This window comes from Streptomyces sp. NBC_01549, from assembly GCF_026339955.1.
GTDB lineage: Bacteria > Actinomycetota > Actinomycetes > Streptomycetales > Streptomycetaceae > Streptomyces.
Genome location: NZ_JAPEPW010000001.1, coordinates 4,878,104 through 4,896,427 on the forward strand (window position 1 = coordinate 4,878,104; position 18,324 = coordinate 4,896,427).

19 protein-coding genes are annotated in these 18,324 nt (G+C 68.4%); 4 read left to right on the plus strand and 15 right to left on the minus strand.

Annotated elements, in window-relative coordinates:
- Positions 1 to 44: 44 nt before the first annotated feature.
- Positions 45 to 1,139, minus strand: a complete 1,095-nt coding sequence (locus tag OG819_RS21610) for an alpha-hydroxy acid oxidase (protein WP_266650879.1) — start codon at positions 1,137 to 1,139, stop codon at positions 45 to 47.
- A gap of 110 nt (positions 1,140 to 1,249) precedes the next feature.
- Here OG819_RS21610 and OG819_RS21615 point away from each other — a divergent pair, with 110 nt between their 5' ends.
- Both OG819_RS21615 and OG819_RS21620 read left to right on the plus strand, forming a co-directional pair.
- The gene (locus tag OG819_RS21615; protein WP_266650880.1) at positions 1,250 to 1,762 is read left to right on the plus strand and encodes a DinB family protein; all 513 of its coding nucleotides are present in this window, start codon (positions 1,250 to 1,252) and stop codon (positions 1,760 to 1,762) included.
- Between the two features lie 4 nt (positions 1,763 to 1,766).
- Positions 1,767 to 2,159: a VOC family protein gene (locus OG819_RS21620; protein ID WP_266650881.1), complete on the plus strand. Its 393-nt coding sequence runs from the start codon at positions 1,767 to 1,769 to the stop codon at positions 2,157 to 2,159.
- Between the two features lie 7 nt (positions 2,160 to 2,166).
- On the opposite strand, the gene OG819_RS21625 is transcribed toward OG819_RS21620, so the two are convergent.
- The 6 genes from OG819_RS21625 to OG819_RS21650 form a co-directional block, all read right to left on the minus strand.
- Positions 2,167 to 2,589 (minus strand): nuclear transport factor 2 family protein, encoded by a 423-nt coding sequence (locus tag OG819_RS21625; protein ID WP_266650882.1) that lies wholly within the window; start codon positions 2,587 to 2,589, stop codon positions 2,167 to 2,169.
- Between the two features lie 47 nt (positions 2,590 to 2,636).
- The gene (locus OG819_RS21630) at positions 2,637 to 3,377 is read right to left on the minus strand and encodes a DUF2637 domain-containing protein (RefSeq protein WP_266650883.1); all 741 of its coding nucleotides are present in this window, start codon (positions 3,375 to 3,377) and stop codon (positions 2,637 to 2,639) included.
- Between the two features lie 27 nt (positions 3,378 to 3,404).
- On the minus strand, positions 3,405 to 3,560 hold the full coding sequence (locus OG819_RS21635; protein ID WP_266582330.1) for a hypothetical protein: 156 nt from the start codon (positions 3,558 to 3,560) through the stop codon (positions 3,405 to 3,407).
- 157 nt (positions 3,561 to 3,717) lie between these two features.
- Positions 3,718 to 4,479, minus strand: coding sequence for an intradiol ring-cleavage dioxygenase (locus tag OG819_RS21640; RefSeq protein WP_266650884.1), 762 nt, complete (start codon positions 4,477 to 4,479; stop codon positions 3,718 to 3,720).
- Positions 4,480 to 4,603: 124 nt separating this feature from the next.
- Positions 4,604 to 4,795: a DUF397 domain-containing protein gene (locus tag OG819_RS21645; RefSeq protein ID WP_266650885.1), complete on the minus strand. Its 192-nt coding sequence runs from the start codon at positions 4,793 to 4,795 to the stop codon at positions 4,604 to 4,606.
- The gene (locus OG819_RS21650; protein WP_266650886.1) at positions 4,792 to 5,631 is read right to left on the minus strand and encodes a helix-turn-helix transcriptional regulator; all 840 of its coding nucleotides are present in this window, start codon (positions 5,629 to 5,631) and stop codon (positions 4,792 to 4,794) included. The genes OG819_RS21645 and OG819_RS21650 overlap by 4 nt, the downstream gene beginning before the upstream one ends.
- 128 nt (positions 5,632 to 5,759) lie before the next feature.
- On the opposite strand from OG819_RS21650, the gene OG819_RS21655 reads away from it, so the two are divergent.
- Positions 5,760 to 6,290, plus strand: a complete 531-nt coding sequence (locus OG819_RS21655) for an ATP-binding protein (protein ID WP_266650887.1) — start codon at positions 5,760 to 5,762, stop codon at positions 6,288 to 6,290.
- Here the strand turns inward: OG819_RS21655 and OG819_RS21660 are convergent.
- The 8 genes from OG819_RS21660 to OG819_RS21695 all read right to left on the minus strand — a co-directional run bounded on the left by OG819_RS21660 (position 6,283) and on the right by OG819_RS21695 (position 17,060).
- Entirely contained in the window at positions 6,283 to 8,106 is a 1,824-nt protein-coding gene (locus tag OG819_RS21660; protein WP_266650888.1) for a histidinol-phosphate transaminase, read from the minus strand. The genes OG819_RS21655 and OG819_RS21660 overlap by 8 nt on opposite strands.
- A 181-nt stretch (positions 8,107 to 8,287) precedes the next feature.
- Complete coding sequence (locus OG819_RS21665; protein ID WP_266650889.1) at positions 8,288 to 9,436, minus strand: aldose epimerase family protein; 1,149 nt, start codon at positions 9,434 to 9,436, stop codon at positions 8,288 to 8,290.
- Positions 9,437 to 9,664: 228 nt separating this feature from the next.
- The gene (gene mmsB, locus OG819_RS21670) at positions 9,665 to 10,909 is read right to left on the minus strand and encodes a multiple monosaccharide ABC transporter permease (RefSeq protein WP_266414186.1); all 1,245 of its coding nucleotides are present in this window, start codon (positions 10,907 to 10,909) and stop codon (positions 9,665 to 9,667) included.
- Complete coding sequence (gene mmsA, locus OG819_RS21675; RefSeq protein ID WP_266414187.1) at positions 10,906 to 12,456, minus strand: multiple monosaccharide ABC transporter ATP-binding protein; 1,551 nt, start codon at positions 12,454 to 12,456, stop codon at positions 10,906 to 10,908. Before mmsA ends, mmsB begins: the two co-directional genes overlap by 4 nt.
- Positions 12,457 to 12,488: 32 nt before the next feature.
- Complete coding sequence (gene chvE, locus OG819_RS21680) at positions 12,489 to 13,610, minus strand: multiple monosaccharide ABC transporter substrate-binding protein (RefSeq protein ID WP_266650890.1); 1,122 nt, start codon at positions 13,608 to 13,610, stop codon at positions 12,489 to 12,491.
- Positions 13,611 to 13,747: 137 nt separating this feature from the next.
- Positions 13,748 to 14,716 carry a hypothetical protein gene (locus tag OG819_RS21685; RefSeq protein ID WP_266650891.1) on the minus strand — a complete coding sequence of 323 codons (969 nt, stop codon included), beginning with the start codon at positions 14,714 to 14,716 and terminating at the stop codon, positions 13,748 to 13,750.
- A 185-nt stretch (positions 14,717 to 14,901) separates the two neighbouring features.
- Positions 14,902 to 15,906: an alcohol dehydrogenase catalytic domain-containing protein gene (locus OG819_RS21690; protein ID WP_266650892.1), complete on the minus strand. Its 1,005-nt coding sequence runs from the start codon at positions 15,904 to 15,906 to the stop codon at positions 14,902 to 14,904.
- Positions 15,903 to 17,060 (minus strand): mandelate racemase/muconate lactonizing enzyme family protein, encoded by a 1,158-nt coding sequence (locus OG819_RS21695; RefSeq protein WP_266414190.1) that lies wholly within the window; start codon positions 17,058 to 17,060, stop codon positions 15,903 to 15,905. Before OG819_RS21695 ends, OG819_RS21690 begins: the two co-directional genes overlap by 4 nt.
- 265 nt (positions 17,061 to 17,325) lie before the next feature.
- Here OG819_RS21695 and OG819_RS21700 point away from each other — a divergent pair, with 265 nt between their 5' ends.
- Entirely contained in the window at positions 17,326 to 18,165 is an 840-nt protein-coding gene (locus OG819_RS21700) for a hypothetical protein (RefSeq protein WP_266650893.1), read from the plus strand.
- Positions 18,166 to 18,324 lie beyond the last annotated feature (159 nt).

Consider the following 18,324-nt stretch of genomic DNA (forward strand, 5'->3'; position numbering starts at 1 on the left):
ACATGACGGTGACACAGCGGGTCTTACCGCGCATTTCGGGACGATCAAATGAGCGGCGCGTGGGGAGCCGCCCACCCGTTCGGAGATGGCTGGGCAGCCGCCCACAGGAGGTCGCGGGTCAGTTCGAGCACGCTCGGTGTGCCCGTCAGGCTCATCGCCTCGATGAGTTCGTCGGTGAGGTCGTCGATCAGGCGGGTCACGCCGGCGGCGCCGCGGACGGTCAGCGCCCACAGGACGGGCCGGCCCACGAACACGGCGCGGGCGCCGAGGGCGAGGGCGGCGAGGATGTGGGTGCCGCGGCGCAGTCCGCCGTCCACGTAGACCTCGGCACCGGTGCCCGCCACCGCGTCGACGACCTCCGGCAGGGCCCAGGCGGTGGGCACCAGACCGTCCAGGTGCCGCCCGCCGTGGTTCGAGACGATGAGGCCCGACGCCCCCGCCGCCACCAGTTCCCGCGCGTCGTCGCCGCGCAGCACACCTTTGACGACGATGGGGAGACCGCCGGACCGCTCGCGCAGCCAGCCGATGACGTCGGGGGTCAGATCGGGCGCGTGCTCGGCGGCCTCGGGCGAGGGGACGCCGGTGACGTTGCCGTACAGGTCCTCCGGCCCCACGAAGTCACCGACGTGCGCGCCATGCTTGCCCCGTGACCCGATGACCGGCGTGTCGGCGGTCAGTACGACCGCCCGCGCCCCGGCGGCGAGGGCCCGTTCCAGTGTTTCGATGGTCAGGACGGGGTCCCGGGCCACGTACACCTGAACCCACCACGGCGCCCGGCTCGGCACCAGGTCGGCGAACGGCACCGCGGTGTTCGAGGTCACCGCCAGCAGCGATCCCGCCGCCGCGACGCCCCGCGCGGTGGCGGCCTCCCCGTCGGGGTGGGCCTTGCGCTGCAGGGTGCTGGGCGCGACGAGTACGGGCGTCCGAACGGGGGTGCCCAGTACGGTCGTCGAGGCGTCGCAGGTCGAGACGTCCCGCAACAGTCTCGCCCGGTAACGGAACTGGTCCCAGGCCGAGGTCGCCTCCGCGACGCTCATGCCGCGACCGGAGCCGCGCCGGAAGTGCGCGTAGACGTCCTCCGGCAGCACCTCGGCGGCTCGCTCCTGGAGACCGTCCATCCAGCGACCGATGTCTGTCACCTGACATCCCTTCGTCGTACGGTACGACGAAGCAAGGGTGCCCCAGGCAGCCGCCTCGGCGGTCTAATTCGCTCGACACCGTACGGGTGGGGCGGTGATGCTGCACCCTTATGACGCGAACCGACACGCCTCCCGCCTGGGACGAGCGCACACAGCTGACCACCTTCCTCGACTACGCCCGCGCCACCGCCCGCGCCAAGTGCGAGGGCGTCTCCCCGGAGCACGCGCGCGAGGCCCCACTGCCCGGATCCCCCCTGATGACGCTGTGCGGGCTGATCAGCCATCTGCGCTGGGTCGAGCACTACTGGTTCGAGGTGGTGTTCCTCGGCGAGGAGGACTCGGGGCCGATCGCGGCCGCGACCGAGGAGGATCCCGATCCCGAGATGCGGATCGCCGTCGACGTTCTGCTGCCCCAACTCCTGGACGAGTACGAGGAGCAGAGTGTCCGCCACCGTCTCCTGGTCGCCGGCCACGACCTGGACACCACGGCCAAGCGCCCGATCCGCGACGGCCGCCACGTCGACCTGCGCTGGATTCTCCTCCACCTGATCGAGGAGACCTCCCGTCACAACGGGCACGTGGACATCGTCCGGGAACTTGTCGACGGCGTGACGGGGTTCTGAGCTCATGAGCGAAACAAGTGGGCTGAACCCCACCATCCGAACCCTCACCTTCGACTGCACGGGTGACCCGTACGATCTCGGGCTGTTCTGGAGCGAGCTGCTCGGCCGCCCGCTGGCCGAGGACGACAAGCCGGGCGACCCGGAGGCGCTGCTGCGCGACCCGTCGGGTGGCCCGACGCTGCTCTTCGTGCGCGTCCCCGAGGGCAAGTCGGCCAAGAACCGCATCCACTTCGACCTCCAGCCGCACGGCCGGACCCGCGCCCAGGAGGTCGCCCGCGCCCTCTCCCTGGGCGCTCGCCAGATCGCCGACCACACCCGTCCGGACGGCGGCGGCTGGGTCACCCTCGCCGACCCCGAGGGGAACGAATTCTGCGTGGAGCGCGGCGAGTTGGGCTAGCCGACGCTCAGCGCCGCGCGTGCGTCACCCCGTTCAACGGCACCCGCCGCGCCTCCACCGCCCGCCGCGCGATGCGCCACCCCTCGGCACGCCGCACCACGACGTCCTCGTACGACACCGATCCGCACCGGCCGTCCGCCATGACCGCCAGCCCTTTGGACCGCACCTGCGCGCGGCCGTCACCAAGGTCGTCGGTGATGACGATGTTGGTGACGTGATGGGCGACGGCGTTCGCGGCGCCGAGCGCGAGGGCCGCGTCCTGGATCGCCTCTATCCCGACCAACTCGCCCTGCCCGAAGGCGGACACGTCGTAGACGACGTCCTCGGTGAACAGTTCCGTCAGTTCGTCGAGGCGTCCGTCGTCGAAGAGGTGGCCGTGCAGGGAGATCAACTCCGCGATGGCCAGGCGGTCTTCGGTGGAGAGTGTCATGGCGGGCCCTTCCGGATACTTCCGTGCAGCCGGTCGGGGCCCACGGGCTACGTTCTTGGGTGCTTGGACCGCTTCACAGTGTGGCAGGCGTGTCGGGGGCCGTGCTGGGGTGAGATCTGGCCGACGAGTTCCCGGAAGCAGATCAGGGCGGTGATGGGCGGGATTCCGACGACCACCATCGCCAGCAGGGAACGCGGAGACTGACCGACGCAGAGGGCCACCGCAGTGGCGGAGGCGATCAGCATCACGGCCCAGGACCGCCGCGCGCTCCGGTGCTGAACGGTCGCCCGCAGGATGGACAGACCCGCCACGAGCCACGGTCCGTACACCATCAGCGGCCACCATCGTGCCAACTTCGCCGAAACCACCAGCAAAGAAATACCGCGCAGTTGGTTGTATGAATAAGAGACGGACCATCCCAACATCATCACCGCGGATACAATGATCATTACGACCAGGAAAACAACCGTGATGATCCTGTGCTTTGCGGCAATGGCCTGAAAGCCTGGCCTGGGCCTGCGCCGGTTGATCGGGCGGCGCGGCAGCGCATGGCTGTGCGGCGGCCCCGCAGCGGTGGGCGCCGCGCTCGACGTCGTGTACAGCATCTGCGCCAGCTCTTCGTCCGGATCCCACGCGTCCGGCGCGATCGTGGGCTCGGAGACGTGCCAGAAGTGTTGCGTGCCGAGCTGGTCAACACCGTTGAGGTGCGGGTTCAGTGGATCGTAGGGGGTGGCTCGCGGATCGAGCTGAATGTCGCGGAGGGTGGGATCGTCCTGAGTCCAGTCCATCTGTCTGCGGCTCCTTCGCGCCCCGGCTCAGAGGGATCCGTCTGCGGTGTGTCCGTCCCACGCGGCCCGGAGGTATTCGGTCTCCATGCGGTTCATGGCCTTGAGGAACTCCTCGAGCAGGTCCGCGCAGTGCTCCAGGCGTGTCCTCCCGTCGACGGTGTCGAGCCAGTCGTTTGCGTGCATATCTTTTGGAGTCACGTCTGAATAACGAGCACCATAGGGTGTAAGGCATTCGGGCATTCAGGGGAATGTGCGTCCATAGATCCACAGATCAATTGAGATGATCGTGGTGTTATCGGTGAGGGCCCCGCCGGGCTTCCGGCGGGGCCCTCGTGCGGTGTCAGCTGGTTTCCACGCCGAGCGTCAGCGTGCCCGTGTAGCCCGATGCCGTCGTGCTGCCCAGGGGCGTCAGCGTGAGGAGGCCTGACGCGGCGCCTCCGTCGTCGTAGATCGAGTCCTGGGCGAGGGTGGTGCGGGTGACCGTGTTCGTGGAGTACGGGGAGAGCTTGGCCACCGCCACCGTGATCGTTTCGTTGATGAAGAGCTGGCCGGTGTGGATCTCACGGCCGCCGGTGAAGCTGCCGTCCGAGGTGAGCGTGACTCCTGTGTGCACCTTGACGTGGATGTGGACGCAGCGACCCCGGTACCAGCCGGGGTAGATGGTCGTCAGGTGCGCCACCCCGTCGGTGCCGGACAGCACGCCGCCCCGCAGGAACGTGCCGTCGTCCGGTTCGCTGTGGCCGTTGTTGCCGACGAAGCCGGAGTACTCGCCCAGCGCGTCGCTGTGCCAGATCTCCACGAGGGCGCCGGAGAGCGGGGCGCAGGTGTCGTCGTCGACGACGGTGAGCGCGAGTTTGAGCGGGATTCCGGCCTTGCCTTCGGTGACATCGGCGCGGACCAGGGCGCCGTCCAGGTAGTAGGGGCCTTCGGTCAGCTTCTTCGTGAGGGTGCAGACGGCCGCCGCGGCGACGGGGGTCGCGTCCGCCGTGTCGGTTGTGGGGGCTTCAGGTGCTGCGGCGCCCACGACCAGCGCTGCGGCCGTGGCTCCCGTGGCGATCAGTACGGTGCGACGCCCGAGTGGGGTTTCTGAAGTGTCTGTCATGAACACGGCACCGTAGAAACGGTTGCTGTCGGTCAGCTGTCAGTACGGCAAAGTGACGGCCCGTCAAGTTCTTTGTGGGACAGCCGGGAGGCGGCGGCTGGCACCGCCGGCGTCCTGCTCACGGTTAGTGACGCGCGCCTGCGGCGTACGTGAGGAAGTCGGTCCAGGTGGTGGGGGAGAGGGTGAGGTGGGGGCCGTGCGTGTTCTTGGAGTCGCGGACGTGGATGGTGGAGGGGCAGGTGGCGACCTCGACGCAGTCGCCGGAACCGCCGCTGCTGTAGCTCGACTTGAACCACGCCAGTTCGCTGGTGCTCATAATGCTCCTCGCATCCGCTGCAACAGGCTCACGGAGTCTTCAAGGGTGAGAGCCTGTGAACGCATCCTGGCATACCGCATCTGGAGCATGCTGACGACTTTTGGATCAGCGATGAGCTGGCCGCTCTCTTGCCCTTCGCAGTAGGCGAACCGCCGGTTGTCAGGCGTCTCCAGCAACTGCATGGGGCCGTCGAGCCCCGCGTGCGTCTGCCGTACCTGCGGCATGACCTGGATCTCGACGTTACGCAGCTTGGCAATCGCCAGTACATGATCGGTGAGTTCTCGCGTGACCTCCACCCCGCCCGTGTGCCGTAGGAAGACCCCCTCCTCCAGGATGAAGCCGAACGCCGTATTGGGCCTCTCGCGCAGCAATCGTTGCCGTGCCGCCCGCGCCACCCACTGCGCTTCGATCTGCTCGTCGTCCAGTGGCGGCAGCTGGTTCGTGAACAACGTCCGCGAGTACGCCTCCGTCTGCAACAACCCCGGGATCAACCGGCACTCATAGGTGTAGAGGGTGATCGCGGTCGTCTCCAGCCTCGCCCACTGCCGAAACCACGCCGCCAACCCCGGCTGCCTCGCCAGATGCCCCGCCGCCTTCCGTAACGCCCCCGTGTTGCCCAGCACCTCCTCCGCCCGTTCCACGAACGTCGGATCCGGCATCCTCCGCCCCAACTCCACGGACGCCACCGTGTGTTTGGAGAACCGCACCCGTTCCCCGAACTCCTCCCGGCTCAGCCCCGCATGCTCCCGCAGGGCCTGTACGACCGCCCCGAACGTCCGCAGACTGTCCGACGACTCGGGTTCTCCACCCGTCCCCACCGCGCCATCGACCACCATGGGTCACCTCCCGCACCCCATGGTTACGCCCAGTGACCAGTACTGTCCAGTCCGTAACCGCGTACGCTCGCGCAGCGTACGCGGCGCGGACCTGGTGAAGCGGGCGTGATCACCGCCAGATTGGGCGCATGACCGCACCATCCACCCAGCAACACCCGGTTACCGTACGTGTGTTCATCCAGCAGCTCAGCGCCACCCCGCGCGGCGCCCGCCTCGCACGTCACCTCGCCCTGAACCAGCTGCACGCCTGGGGCATCCCGCACGGCACGGACGCCTCCGACGCCGTCGCCCTGATCGTCGCCGAGCTCGCCGCCAACGCGGTCACCCACGGGCGGGTGCCGGGGCGGGACTTCGAGCTGCGGCTGTCCCTCGTCACGGGCAGCGTCCGCGTCGAGGTCACCGACACACGCAGTGGGCCGCGCCCGCCGGGACCGGGTGTCGTACCGCCTGTGCGTCCCCTCGACGAAGGCGGGCGGGGGCTCGTGCTCGTCGAGGCGGTCGCCGACCGTTGGGAGGTGCTGGACCGGGAGCCGCCCGGCAAGACCGTCCGCGCCGAGGTCGATCTGCCCGGGGTGGCTGTCCCTGGTCAGGGGGACGAGCGGGCCGCCTGTGCCGGATCCCGCGGCCCAGACCTGATCCGAACGACAGGCCCTAGCTGACCTGGTTGTACATCGCGCCCGCCGCCGGCCAGCCCGTGGGCTGGGGTGCGGGTGCCGGTTCCGGCTCGGTGCGGCCTCGTACCTGGGCGGCGGTCAGGCCCCGGTTGCGCAGACCCGGCATGCCGGTCTGGCCCAGCCCCGCGGCCGGGGCGGGGGACATGGCGGGCATCGCCGGCGGCTGGGGCGGCGGCTGCATCGACCGCGCCTGCGCCTGGGCCGCCGGTGACGGGGCCTGGGCGACGGCGGGGATCGGCGCCTGCTGTCGCTGTGCCTGGGCCTGAGCCTGTGCGGTCTGGGCCATCTGCGCCATCTGAGCGACCGGGGACATCTGCGGCGCCTGCGGCATCATCTGGGCGGCCGGCTGCATCTGGGCCACCCCTGGCATCTGGGCGACGCCGGGCATCTGCGCGACCGCCGGCATGGGCTGCTGCTGCGGGGCAGGCGCGGGCATCCGTGCCGCGGGCTGCTGCTGGGGCGGCATCATCGCGGCGGCCGGGGCGGGGGCCAGGCCCGGCATACCGGTGGGGGCCTGCGCCGGGGCCGGGCCCGGCCAGGTCTGGGCGGGCGGCAGGCTCGGCATCGCGGCGGCCTGCGCGGCCAGCGGCATGCCGACCCCGTTCGTCTCGCTGATCAGACGGTCCACCGCCGCCGTACCCGAGCTGTAGCTGGTCCCTGTGCCCAGCTCGGGTACGGCGGCTCCCCTCCTGGACCCGTAGAGCACCTGTTCCATTCCGGACACCAGGCGACGCACGTCCGTCTCGGGGCGCACCACGAGTCTCAGGAAGCGACTGGACGAGCCGATCTTGTTGCCGCACTCACGGACCAGGATCCGGTGCTCGCTCAGCAGCCGGTCGCGGACGACGGTGCCCTCGGCGCCCACGGGAAGCCGTACGAAGAGGAAGTTGCCCTGCGAGGGGTAGACCGTCAGGCCGGGGAGCGCCGAGAGCTGGCGGGCCATGTCGAGGCGGTCGCGGCGCACCATGTGCAGGCTCTCCATGTACTCCTGCCCGTGCTCCTTGAGCATGAACACCACGGTCTCGGCGAAGGAGTTGAGGTTCCACTTGGGCAGCATGGAGCGGACCTTGCCGGCGAGCGCGGGGTTGGCCACGAGGTAGCCGAAGCGGATGCCGTGCAGGCCGAAGTTCTTGCCGAGGCTGCGCAGGACGATGACGTTGGGCCGCAGGACGGCCTCTTCCACGACGCTCGGATCGCTCTCGGCGTCGGCGAACTCCAGGAACGACTCGTCGATGACGATCAGGTCCAGGTCCTGGAGCTGATCCATGAAGTTGACCAGCGCGCGGCGGGTGAGGAAGCCGCCGTCGGGGTTGTTGGGGTTGCAGATGACGGCGACACGGGTGCCGCGGGCGCGGATGAACTCGATGTACTGGGCCGGGTCCAGAGCGAAGCCGTTGGACTCCATGAGCGGGAACATGTCGACCCGCTTGCCGGTCTCCATGGGCTGGTCGGTCCAGCGGCCGAAGGTGGGGACGGGGATGGCGAGGGACTCGCGCACGAGCAGGTGGTCGATCCAGGTGATCAGCTCGGTGGAGCCGTTGCCCATCGCGACGCAGCTCGGCGGGAGTTGGAGCAGCGCGCACAGCTCGGCCGTGATCGTGTCGGCGCTGCTCGGGTAGTACGTGATGATCTCGCGCAGCCGCCCGGCCAGTTCGTCGAACATGCCGGGGGTGGGGAAGTACGGGTTGCACGGGATGCAGAAGTCGATCGGGCCGACTCCATCGCTCTCGCGGGCCAGCGCAGCCATCGAGGGGCTGTGCGCCGCAGTACCGCGGAACAGCGAGGCGACGTTGTCGGCCATGGAACCTCCGGTCTCTGGGTGGCCCGCGCGGGGGAGCACGGGCCGCCCTCTCATACGGATGCGGAGGGGGCGCCGTTCAACTCGTGAGGATTGAGTAAGGGTCGACTTTTCCCGGCAACCAAAAGGGCCCCGGTGGCGTCACCCACCGAGGCCCCGATGTCACGCGAATGTCAGGCGGACGTCACGCGCTGAACGAATGGACCGTCGTCGTGCGGTACGTCTGCCCAGGTCGCAGCACCGTCGAGGGGAACGACGGGTGGTTCGGCGAGTCCGGGAAGTGCTGGGTCTCCAGGCACATGCCGTCGCCCTGCCGGTAGGTGTGACCGGAGGGGCCGACCAGAGTGCCGTCCAGGAAGTTGCCCGAGTAGAACTGCACGCCCGGCTGGTCCGTCGCGATCTTCAGGGTGCGGCCGGACTTCGGGTCGCGCAGGGTCGCGATGTGCTCGGGCCGGGCGGTGACGCCCTTGTCGAGGACCCAGTTGTGGTCGAAGCCCTTGGCGGTGACCAGTTGGGGGTGGCCGACGCGGATGTCCCGGCCGATCGGCTTGGCCTTGCGGAAGTCGAAGGGGGTGCCCGCGACCTTGGCCAGCTCACCGGTGGGGATCAGCCCCGAGTCGGTGGGCGTGAAGCGGCCCGCGGCCAGGTGGAGCTCGTGGTCGTAGATGCCGCCGCTGCCCTCACCGGCGAGGTTGTAGTACGTGTGGTTGGTGAGGTTGACGACCGTGGCCTTGTCGGTGGTGGCCTGGTAGTCGATGCGCCAGTCGCCGTGCTTGGTGAGGGTGTAGGTCACCTTCACCTTGAGCGTGCCCGGGTAGCCCATCTCACCGTCGACGCTGGTGTAGTGGAGGTGCAGGCCGACGTCGGAGCCCGAGGTGAAGCCCTCGATGTCCCACACCTTGGTGTTGAAGCCCTTGGCACCGCCGTGCAGGCTGTTCACGCCGTCGTTGACGGAGAGCTGGTAGGCCTTGCCGTCCAGGGTGAACTGTCCCTTGGCGATACGGTTGCCGTAGCGGCCGATCGTCGCCCCGAAGAACGTCGTCCCGGCGACGTACGAGGCGAGGTTGTCGTACCCGAGGGAGACGTTGGCGTAGCGCCCGTGCCGGTCGGGGATCTCCAGGGACTGGACGATGCCGCCGTAGGAGATGACCTTCAGCCGCGTACCGCCGTTCTCCAGCGACCAGCGGTAGACCTTGGTGCCGTCGGCGAGCTTGCCGAAGAGCTCCTTCACCGGCTTCCTGCCTCCCGTGCTCGCGTGGGCGGTGCCGACCGTGGCGGCGGTGAGACCCGTGGCCGCGGCCGCGGCGATGACCGTACGTCTGCTCGTTTCCATTGCGGCTCCTGGTAAATGGGGGAATCGCTTCCCCGGCCTGTGCGGTGCGTAGTTGTGCGGTATCTTTCTGTTGTTCCTTCGGGGACAGGTTCGGGCTGGACCGCAGCCTTCGGGCTGGAAGCCCGCTGCCTTCGGGCTGGCAGGCGGAGTCACGTGCGGCTCCTGCAGTGAAGGAAGCCGAGTCCTGCAAGGACATGGGGCCCCGCCGGTCGGCGGGGCCCCTGTCGTTTACGAACCGACCTTGCGCTTGTTCCACACGTCGAAGCCGACCGCGGCCAGCAGTACCAGTCCCTTGATGACCTGCTGCCAGTCGGAGCCGATGCCGACGAGGTTCATACCGTTGTTCAGCACGCCCAGGACGAGACCACCGATGATCGCGCCGAGGACCGTGCCCACGCCGCCGCTCATCGACGCGCCGCCGATGAACGAGGCCGCGATCGCCTCGAGTTCGAAGTTCAGACCGGCCTTGGGCGAGGCCGCGTTGAAGCGGGCGGCGAAGACCAGACCCGCCAGGGCCGCGAGCATGCCCATGTTCAGGAAGAGCAGGAAGACGACCTTCTTGTCCTTCACACCCGACAGCTTGGCCGCCGGGAGGTTGCCGCCGATCGCGTAGACGTGCCGGCCGATGACCGAGTTGCGCATCAGGTAGCCGAAGCCGACGACCAGGACGCCGAGGATCAGCAGGACCACCGGAGCGCCCTTGTAGCTGGCGAGCAGCATGGTGACGGTGAGCACGGCGGCGACCAGCGCGACGAGCTTGAGGTAGAAGAGGTTCGTCGGCAGTACGTCGAGCGAGAACTCCTGCTGCCGCTTGCGGTCGCGGACCTCCTGGAACACCACGAACACGATCAGACCGATGCCGAGCAGCAGGGTGAGGTTGTGGTAGTTGGTGTTGGGGCCGACCTCGGGCAGGAAGCCGTTGGCGACCTTCTGCAGACCGTCCGGGAACGGGCCGATCGTCTGGCCCTTGAGGAAGATCTCGGTCAGACCGCGGAAGGTCAGCATGCCCGCCAGGGTCACGATGAACGACGGCATGCCGAGATACGCGATGAAGAACCCCTGCGCGGCGCCCGCGGCCGCGCCTATGGCCAGGCACAGCACCAGGGCGATTGGCCAGGAGATGTCGTGATTGACCATCAGTACGGCGCCCATCGCGCCCACGAACGCCGTCAGCGAGCCGACCGACAGGTCGATGTGGCCCGCGATGATGACGAGCATCATGCCGATCGCGAGGATCAGGATGTAGCTGTTCTGCAGCACCAGGTTGGAGACGTTGCGCGGCAGCAGCAGGTCTCCGTCGGTCCATACGGCGAACAGCACCACGATCAGACCGAGGGCGAACAGCATGCCGTACTGCCGCATGTTGCGGCGCATGCCGTCCAGCATCAGCTGAAGCAGGCCCTCGCCCGTGGCCGAGCCGCTCTTGCCGGGCGGCGCCGGGGCCGGCGTCTTGGCGGTCACATCCGTGCTCATCGGGTTACCTCTTTGTCCTTCGTCATCTGGCGCATCAGCGATTCCTGCGAGGCCTCCGCCCGCGAGAACTCACCCGTCAGCCGTCCTGCGGCCATGGTGTAGATGCGGTCGCACATTCCGAGCAGCTCCGGGAGCTCGGAGGAGATGAAGACGACCGCCTTGCCCTCGGCCGCCAGCTTGTCGATGACCGTGTAGATCTCGAACTTGGCGCCCACGTCGATCCCGCGGGTCGGCTCGTCGAGGATCAGCACCTCGGGGCCCGCGAAGATCCACTTGCTGAGGACGACCTTCTGTTGGTTGCCGCCCGACAGCTTGCCCACCGGCTCGAAGACGGTCGGCGCCTTGATGTTCATGGACTTGCGGAAGCCCTCGGAGACCTGCCGCTCCTCGTGCTCGTCGACGATCCCGCGCTTGGCCACCTTGCCCAGGGCACTGAGCGTGATGTTGCGGTTGATGGTGTCGATGAGGTTGAGGCCGTAGTGCTTGCGGTCCTCGGTGACGTACGCGATCCCGTGTCCGACCGCTTCGGACACGGTCTTCGTACGGATCTCCTTGCCGTCCTTGAGCACCGTGCCGCCCGCGTACCGGCCGTAGGTGCGTCCGAAGACGTTCATCGCCAGTTCGGTGCGTCCGGCGCCCATGAGCCCCGCGATGCCGACGATCTCACCGCGCCGCACGGAGATCGACACGTCGTCGACCACCTTGCGCTGCTGGTCGATCGGGTGGAACACGGTCCAGTCACGGATCTCCAGGGCGGGCGCGGCGCCCTCCTCCGGCGTGTGCGGCGTCCGCTCCGGGAAGCGGTGTTCGAGGTCGCGGCCCACCATGCCACTGATGATCCGGTCCTCGGTGGTCTCCGCGGCCTTCACGTCGAGTGTCTCGATGGTCCGGCCGTCGCGCAGGATGGTCACCGAGTCCGCGACCCGCTCGATCTCGTTCAGCTTGTGGGAGATGATGATCGAGGTGATGCCCTGCTTCTTCAACTCCAGGATGAGATCCAGGAGTTTGCCGCTGTCCTCGTCGTTCAGGGCGGCCGTCGGCTCATCCAGGATGAGCAGCTTCACCTGCTTCGACAGCGCCTTGGCGATCTCGACGAGCTGCTGCTTGCCCACGCCGATGTCGGCGACACGGGTCTGCGGGTTCTCGTCGAGTCCGACCCGCCGCAGCAGTTCGGCGGCGTGGCGCAGCGTCTCGGTCCAGCTGATGAGTCCGCGCGTGGCGTGCTCGTTGCCGAGGAAGATGTTCTCCGCGATGGAGAGATAGGGCACCAGGGCCAGCTCCTGGTGGATGATCACGATGCCGTGGTGCTCACTGGCCCTGATGTCCTTGAACGAGCAGACCTCTCCCTCGAAGAGGATGTCCCCCTCGTACGATCCGTGCGGGTGGACGCCGGAGAGGACCTTCATCAAGGTCGACTTGCCGGCGCCGTTCTCCCCGCAGATGGCATGGACCTCGCCCTGCTGGACGGTCAGAGTGACGTCCGACAGCGCCTTGACGCCGGGAAAGGTCTTGACGATCGAGCGCATTTCCAGGACGGGTCCCGCCATGGTCGTGCCTTCCAATCACTAGGAGGTGGCGGTTACTTGAGGTCGCTGTCCTTGTAGTAGCCGGTGGCGACGAGTTCCTTCTCGTAGTTGGTCTTGTCGACGCTGACCGGCTGCAGCAGGTAGGCGGGGACGACCTTGGTGCCGTTGTCGTACGTCTTGTCGTCGTTGATCTCGGGCTTCTTGTTGTTGAGGGCCGCGTCGACCATGTCCGTGGCCACCTTGGCCAGCTTGCGGATGTCCTTGTAGACGGTCTGCGTCTGCTCACCCGAGATGATCGACTTCACCGAGGCCAGCTCGGCGTCCTGACCGGTGACGACCGGCAGCGGCTTGTTCTTGGAGCCGTAGTCGTCCGACTTCAGCGAGGAGAGGATGCCGATGGAGATGCCGTCGTAGGGCGAGAGCACCGCGTCGACCTTGGCGCTCTTGTACGACGAGGTCAGGATGTCGTCCATGCGCTTCTGGGCGGTGCCGCCGTCCCAGCGCAAGGTGGTGACCTGGTTCAGCGCGGTCTGGCCGGACTTGACGACGAGCTGCTTCTTGTCGATGTAGGGCTGCAGAGCCTTCATCGCGCCGCCGAAGAAGTACTTCGTGTTGTTGTCGTCGTTCGAGCCGGCGAAGAGCTCGATGTTGAACGGGCCCTTCTTGGAACCGTCCGCGAGACCGAGCTTCTGCAGGATGTAGTTGCCCTGGAGCGTGCCGACCTTCTCGTTGTCGAAGGACGCGTAGTAGTCGACGTTCTTGGAGCCGAGGATCAGGCGGTCGTAGGAGATGACCGGGATCTTGGCGTCGGCGGCCTGCTGGAGCACGTTGTTCATCGACTTGTTGTCGATGGCCGCGATGATCAAGGCCTTCACGCCCTGCGTGATCATGTTCTCGATCTGCGAGACCTGCGTGTCCGGGTCGTCCTCGCCGTAGGCCAGCTTGGTCTTGTACCCCTTCGCCTCAAGGTCCGTGACCACATTCTTGCCGTCGGCGATCCAGCGCTCGGAGGACTTGGTCGGCATGGAGATGCCGATCGTGCCGCCCTTGGCGTCCTTGCTGTCGGAGTCCTTGCTGCCGCCGTCGCTGTTCTGGCCGCAGGCGGTCAGGGTGAGGGCGAGAGAGGCCGCGCCGGCGATGGCGGTGAGGGCGGCTCTGCGGTTGCGCATGATCATCATCCTTGATGTCTTGGGCCGGGCTCGGTCTCGCGTTACGGGGATGCTCCGAGAGCGTTGCGAGGGAAAAACCCAGAGGAGTTGTGTGGGATTGTGCGCGGCTGTGTCGGCTTGTGTGAAGAGGGTTTGTGCGAACGTTATGAGGGAGTGTCAAAGCGGGTGAGAGATCCGGGCATTCGTGAACCGAGCGGAGCCATGTCGCCGTCCGCTCCATGCCGTGCGAGCAGGTCCAGGGCGAGTCGACCACGCCGCACCCGCTCCTTCGCGGTGTTCAGCGTCAGGTCCCGCAAGTGGTGCCCGTACGGGTAGATTCCGGGGGCTTTGGACAGGCCGAACTTGAGGTACAGAGGCGCGCCGCGCCGGATCAGCTCGGCGACCTCGTACATGCGCACGTAGCCGCCGAGATCGTCGGGAGCCTCGATGTACATGTCCATGGGAGCGGCCGAAACTCGCCGTATTTCTGTGAGGTGAGCAAGCGTCAGATCGCTCGGAACGTTGATGGAGTCCGCGCCGAGGTTCTCGTACACCGCGTACGAGGCCGGGTTGACCGGCCCTACCAGTGCCGAGAGCTTGAGGGTCGTGTCGGCCGGGATGATCCCGGCGGTGCGCGCCCGGTGCAGGGTCCACAACACGCCCTCGTCGGCGACGAGGAGACACTTTACGCCCAACTCCGTTGCCCGGACGGCGTCTTCGACGCAGCCGGCCACCGCGTCATGGCCACGGGCCCGCAGGCCCGCGCCGCGCGAGTCGGTCCGCACGGAGGCGCCGGTGTCCCAGGTGCCGCGCGGCCCGGTGAACAGACACAGCTCGATGTCGCGCTCACCGGTGGCCTCGACCATCTCGGTGATCTCGGCGTCGGTCAGCATCCAGACACCGCTGCCCTGGCTGATCCGGTGGATCGGTACGTCGAGCCGTGAGGACTCCTTGAGGACCACGGCCAGGGCCTCGGGCCCCTCCACGGAGGGAACCTCGGTACGCCAGCGGCCTCCCCCCGGGAAGGTGTGCGGCGAGGCGTCGGCGGGAGAGAGGGCGGGCGCGCCCAGGCCGAGCGCGGCGAGCGCCTGCTCGCCGGGTCGACGGGCTGCCGTAGGGGCGGCGTCGGTCACTGGCTGTCCTTCGCGTTCGAGGGTGGCGCGTACAGATGTGGTGCGCGTACGGGTGTGGTGCGCGTGCAGATGCGTTCGATATTTCGAACGAGGTTCGCGACCTTGGGAGTGCGGGGCCCGGGTGGTACGCCGGTACGGAGCCGTCAGGTGACTCCGTACCGGCGTACGGCTCGGGGGGCGCGGAACTACGGCTTCAGCAGGACCTTTCCGACCTTGGGGTCGCCGGACCCCACCAACTCGATCGCCTGGGGGAACTCGGCGAGCGGCAGCTCGTGCGTGACCAGCGGCAACGGGCTGAGCAGCCCGGCCCCGAAGACCCGCACGGTGTGCGCCCAGGCCGCCGGCGGCGCCCCGAACACGGTGTGCACCTCCAGCTGTCGTACGACGAGATCGGTGGGGTCGAGCCCCTCCGCACCCGGCGCCGGGATCCCCGTGAGGACCAGGCGTCCGCCGCGCCTCAGCAGGGAGGCAGCGGTGCGCGCGGCGGACGCGGACCCGGCGGTCTCGATGACGACATCGAAGTCGTCGGGCAGCTCCTGGTCCTTCGTACGGAAGTCGGTGGCGCCGAAGTCCTTCGACAGCGCCGCCCGGTCCGGCCGGGTCCCGACCACCAGCAGTTCGGCCGGGGAATTCGCCTTCAGGAACTGGATCGCGAACATCCCGAGCGTGCCGGTCCCGACCACGGCGACCCGTTCACCGGGCCGGGCGTTCGCCTTCAGCGCGGCGGCCGCGATGCAGGCGGCGGGCTCCAGAAGGGCCGCCGCCGTGAGGTCGGCGTCGTCCGGCAGGACGTGCAGCAGCCGGGCCGGGAGGGTCAGCGTGGAGGCCATCGCACCCGGCTGGGTGAACCCGGTCTCCTCGTACCCCGCGGTGCACAGCGTTGTCTCGCCCGCGTGGCAGCGGTCGCAGACCTGGCAGTTGCGGAAGCCCTCACCGACGACCTTGCGGCCGACGATCGACTCCGGTACCCCGGCCCCGACCGCCTCGACGGTCCCGGACCACTCGTGGCCGGGCGTGAGCGGATAACGGACGTACCCGTCAGGACGGTTGCCCTGATAGACCTCGCGGTCGCTGCCGCAAATACCCACGGCGTGGACCCGGACCAGGGCCTCACCGGCACCCGGCCGCACCGGCTCGTGCTCGATCAGCCGGTGCTCGCCCGGCGCCTCGATGACGACCGCGGTGCTCACTGGGTCCCCTTGGGCTTGCGCTGTTCCCAGCCGTCGGCCCACAGGTCGAAGCGGGCCTGCTGCTGCGGGAACTCGGCCGCCGCGTCGACGTCCAGCTCCACGCCGAGACCCGGCTCGTGGGACAGCTCGAAGTAGCCGTCGACGACCTGCGGGGCGCCCTTCACGACCTTCTTGATCTCCGCGTCCGCGAAGTCGTTGAAGTGCTCGAGGATCTTGAAGTTGGGGGAGGTGAAGCCGACCTGGAGGGAGGCGGCGGTGAGGACGGGACCGCCCACGTTGTGCGGCGCGACGAGGACGTAGTGCGCCTCGGCCGTGGCGGCCAGCTTCCGCGTCTCCCAGATGCCGCCGATGTGACCGACGTCGGGCTGGATGATGTCCACGGCCTGGCTCTCGAAGAGCTCGCGGAACTCGATGCGGTCGTGGATGCGCTCACCGGTGGCGACCGGGATGTCCACCTTGGCGGCGACCTTCTCCAGGGCCTTCAGGTTCTCCGGCGGGACCGGCTCCTCCAGCCACGCGGGCTTGAAGGGCGCGAGTTCGCGGGCGAGCCGGACGGCGGTGGAGGGGGAGAAGCGGCCGTGCATCTCCAGCATCAGCTCGGCCTCGGGGCCGATCGCGTCGCGCACGGCCTCGATCAGCGAGACGGAGTAGAGGGTGGCTTCGTGGTCGAGCTCGAAGTGCCCGGTCCCGAAGGGGTCGATCTTCAGGGCCTTGTACCCGCGCGCCACGACCTCCTGGGCGGCCTTGTGATAGGCCTCCGGAGTCCGCTCCGTCGTGTACCACCCATTGGCGTAGGCCTTGACCTTGTCGGTGACCTTGCCACCGAGCAGCTGCCACACGGGGACGCCGAGGGCCTTGCCCTTGATGTCCCAGCAGGCCATCTCGATGACCGCGATGCCGGACATCACGATCTCGCCGGCGCGCCCGTAGTCGCCGTACTTCATCCGTCGGACGAGGTCCTCGACAGCGAACGGGTCGGAACCGAGAATGTGATTGGCCTCCGCCTCTCGCAGATAGCCGATCAGCGCGTCGGTGTGGCCCAGCATGCGGGTCTCGCCGACTCCGGTCAGGCCCTCGTCGGTGTGCACCTGGACGTACGTCAGGTTGCGCCAGGGCGTCCCGACCACGTGTGTGCTGATTCCCGTGATGCGCACGGCAGTTGCCCCCTGTGCTCTTGCGGCTCTGTTCGAAATTTCGTCACACGTTCGAAATGCTGGCGTGACAGTAAAGACGCGGCCCCTGGAGTGTCAATGGGTCGAACGCATCGATCGGCGACGGATTTTGCCGGTATGCCTCGGCCCGTCGCGCGCGCGATGCTGTGAACGGGGGGCGCGGCGCGCCGGAACAGGCAGTTCCCTACATAACTTTCACAGCTGTGACTATGCACGTTACCTATGAGGAACTTAGTCTTCCGGCGTCATGGACTACTGCGACCCGTGCCGACGGCACCTCAATGGCGCCCTTGCCTGCCCGGGGTGCGGCACCTCAGCCGAACAGCTCCGCACGCATGCGGAGAAGACCGACATGCGTAGCGGAACGGGCGCGGGGGCGGTCGATGCCGGCGTCGGCTCGTTGTATGAGAGCGACAACCGCGCCGGCGATGACGGTGACGAGGACTACGACGACGAGGACGGGGACGACGAAGACGGGGACGGTGAGGGGGAGCGGTCCGGGCGGGCCGCCGCCCGGCGGCGGAACCGTGGACGTGGACGTGGCCGGGGCCGTGACTCGGAGGGTCCCGGTGCGGCGAGTCGGCGTGACCGGAAGGCCGCGGCGCACCGTCGGCGGCGGCGTCGGGTGCTGTTCATCGCCGCGGGGTTCGTGCTGGCGGCGGGTGGGCTGAGCCTCGCGGAGCTCGGCATAGACGGGCCGGGGCTGCTGCCGAGGCCGGCCGCGGCCGGGGGTGAGTCGGCGGACGGGTCGGCGACCTCGGACGCCGGGACGGCGCGGCCGATCTCCGGCAAGGGGGATTCGTCCGGAGGTACGTCGACCGCGACGGCCTCTCCGGACGCGTCGGCTTCGCCGTCCGCCTCCAAGTCCGCCAAGGGGGACAAGTCCAAGGACGACGAGGACAAGGGTACGAAGGGGCCGTCGGCGACGACGGGTTCGGGTACGGTGCCGTCCGCGACGTCCGACCCGGCGTCCTCGACTCCTCCGAAGTCGTCCCCCAGGCCGACGGCCGCGCCGACCTCGACCGCGCCGACGCCGGCGCCCTCGCCTTCGAAGACGTGCAACCGTTTCCTGTGGTGGTGCACGTAGGGAGATTCTCAAACTGGGGGCTCCGCCCCCAGACCCGCGGGCGGGTTTGTCGGCTGCGGGCCGGTGGGGGTTGCTCGCGCAGTTCCCCGCGCCCCTAAGACGGGGCTTCGCCCCGAGCTTTAGGGGCGCGGGGAACTGCGCGGCCAGCCCCCACCCAGC